We start from the raw sequence: 2,935 nt of genomic DNA on the forward strand, positions 1-2,935 counted from the left end.
CTTGCGGAGGGCGCGAGGGGTGGGGATTTCTCCGGGAGGGTTGAATCGGGGCGGGCATGCCCGGCTTGACCGTTGAAAACGGTCATGCCCCCCGCGGGGCACGCCCGTCACGATTTCGCGTAACCTCGAAATCGCGCAGTGGAGGTTCGGACGTCCTGCTTCACCCGCGGGCGGAGCGGCAGGGACATCGACAGCGACGCCGCGTCTTCGTGGCGACGAAGTATCGCGGCGCAATATGCGCCGTCTTCCCCAGGCTCGAAACACCCCGAGCGAACGGCCGCGGCGGTGTCCGGCCATTGAAATCGCCGTGAGTCGGGCCCTCGCCGGTCTTCTCCTCTCGACGCATCCGCGGCGAGAGCCTATCCTGATCGCCGTTGTTCCAGTTGCTTTGGGTCGTCGCGCGCAATGGCCAGACCGGTTGTCGGTATCATCGGAAATGCCCACGTCATCAATGACCAGTACGCGGTGCAGGCCGTCGGCGTGTCGAATGTCGAGGCGGTGGCGGATCTGACCGGGGCGGTCCCGCTGATCGTGCCGGCCCTGCCGCGGGTCGGGGCGATCGCCGATCTGGTCGCCGCCTGCGACGGGTTCGTGCTGACCGGCGGTCGGCCGAACGTGCATCCGAGCCACTATGGCCATGAGGCGACCGAGAAGCACGGGTTGTTCGATCCCGACCGCGACGCGGTGACCTTGCCGCTGATCCGCGAATGCGTGGCGCGCGGGGTGCCGGTGTTCGGCATCTGCCGGGGGTTCCAGGAATTCAACGTCGCCTTCGGCGGCACGCTGCATCCCGAGATCCGCGAGTTGCCCGGACGGCTCAACCATCGCATGCCGCCCGACGGCACGCTGGCCGAGAAGTTCGAGCATCGCCATTCGGTGCGTCTGGCGCGTGGCGGGCAGTTCCACCGCATCCTCGCGGCCGAGGAGGTGATGGTGAATTCGCTGCACGGCCAGGGCATTCTCGACAAGGGTGACCGGGTGGTGATCGAGGGCTACGCGCCGGATACCACGCCGGAGGCGATCGTGATCGAGGCGGCGGCGGGCTTCGCCATGGCGGTGCAGTGGCATCCCGAATGGAACGCCGCGAACGATCCGGTCTCACGCCCGCTGTTCCAGGCCTTCGGCGCCGCCGTCGGCGCCCGCGCCGGGCACTGACCCCGCCAGAGGCGCGTCAGTCGCAGACGATCGGCACCACGATGTCGGCGATTTCGGATGGCGCGCCGTCGTCCATGTCGAAGGCGGGCAGGCCGCGATCGGACGGGAAAAGGCCGTTGCCGCGCAGGAAAACGGCGAGCTCCGCGTCGCGGAGTGCGAAATTCACGTTCTGTGGCAGGCTGCCCGTGGTCTCGGAGATATAGCCGTCGGACAGGCGCGCGACCACGACGCCGGCCACCGCGCCTTCGCGATCGAGCAGCGGGCCGCCGCTGTTGCCCGGCTGGACCGGCGCGCTGATGCTGAGAAAGCGCGCGTCGTCGTCCATGCCGGCGAGCGCGCTGACATTGCCGCCGGTGATGTTGAGGCTGGTGCCCGACAGGCCGAAATAGGGATAGCCGAGCGCGTTGACCCGCTGGCCGAGCCGGATCTCGCCCGCCGGGGCCAGCCGCAGCCACGCCGGGGCCGGCGCCGCCGTGCGCAACGCCGCGATATCGAGGTCGCCGTCGGCGGCGAGCAGTTCGAGCGCGGTGCCGTCGGCCAGCGCCAGCCGGTCGCAGCCCTGGACCACGTGGGCGGCGGTGACGAGCAGGCGCGGCCCGAGATAGAAGCCGGAGCCGGTGCTGACCATTTCCTCGACCACGTCCGTCCCGGTTTCGGCCGCTTCGATTTCGGCGGGGCGCGGCGCGGCGACCGGGGTCGGGCGCGCTTCCGCCAGCCGCGCGAAGGTCCGGGCGACCAGTTCGGCGAGGAGGCCGCCCGCCGGCAGGTCCCAGGGGGCGGGCTCGCCCGGTGCGATGCTCGCCGCGATCAGCCTGGCGCGGTGGAGCTGGCCGGGGGCGCTCAGCACGCGGATCGTGCTCCAGCCCCCGTCCAGATAGTCCGAACGCTGATAGACGCGGGTGCCGTCCGCCGTCTCGGCGATGGTGATCATGAGATCGGTCCGGCGCAGCGTCCGCGCCGCGCCGGGGCGGTCATGCGCGGCGGCGACGGCGCGGTGCCACGCGACGGCGGTGGCGTCGGTCTGCCGCGCGGTTCGGATGGCGATGCCGTCGTCGCGGGTACGCCAGCCAGGGCCGTCGGCCTCGTCCGCCGCCTTGACGAGCGCGAACGGCAGCGCGAAGGACAGGTCGGCCTCGGCCAGATAGGCCAGATCCCAGCCGTCGCGGGCGATCTCGTCGGTGAAGCCGATGATCAGTGTCGCGGCGTGCAGGTTCAGCGGCGCGTCCTCGAACTCGCGCGCGGCGTAGCTTTCGATCCCGCGCTGGCCCGCCGCGCCCCAGGCGCCGTCGATCGGGCCGTCATAGTCGCCGGACGCCGCCAGCGCGCCGAGAAGCAGCCGCCGTTCGGCCCCGTCGAGCGCGCGGGCGTCGAAGGCGGCGAAGAGATCAGGCGCCGCCAAGCCCGATCCCGCCAAGCCCGACCCCGCCAAGCCCGACTCCGCCGCGCGGGCGGGCAGCGCACAGGCGAAAGCCAACGAAACCAGGATGATGAACCGACGCATCGCGAGTACCCCCGAGCGCTATGGTAGCAAACGGCGGGTGGTCCCGGCAAAGCAAGTGTGAAGACTTCGTAAACGCCGGGGCGGGGGCTCGGACAGGGAGAACTCGGGTCCGGAGAACTGGAGCACGGAGAAACCGCGCTTGATTGGTTCGGATCGAGATGTTTCCGCGGACCGCTCTGAGGGGGCGCCAGTGGCGCGCCCGTGGTCCGCGCGCCCGCAGCAAGCTTGCGGAGGGCGCGAGGGGTGGGGATTTCTCCGGGAGGGTTGAATCGGGGCGGG

2 protein-coding genes are annotated in these 2,935 nt (G+C 70.8%); one reads left to right on the plus strand and one right to left on the minus strand.

The genetic code is table 11. The features are described from left to right. Nucleotides 1–405 precede the first annotated feature (405 nt). Nucleotides 406–1,155 (plus strand): gamma-glutamyl-gamma-aminobutyrate hydrolase family protein, encoded by a 750-nt coding sequence (locus tag Q0480_RS02950; RefSeq protein WP_299130468.1) that lies wholly within the window; start codon nt 406–408, stop codon nt 1,153–1,155. 16 nt (nt 1,156–1,171) lie between these two features. Here Q0480_RS02950 and Q0480_RS02955 read toward each other — a convergent pair whose 3' ends face one another. Continuing rightward, nucleotides 1,172–2,656 (minus strand): serine protease, encoded by a 1,485-nt coding sequence (locus Q0480_RS02955; protein WP_299130470.1) that lies wholly within the window; start codon nt 2,654–2,656, stop codon nt 1,172–1,174. Between the last annotated feature and the right edge of the window lie 279 nt (nt 2,657–2,935).

The organism is uncultured Amaricoccus sp. (assembly GCF_937891315.1).
In the GTDB taxonomy this organism is placed as follows: Bacteria; Pseudomonadota; Alphaproteobacteria; order Rhodobacterales; family Rhodobacteraceae; genus Amaricoccus.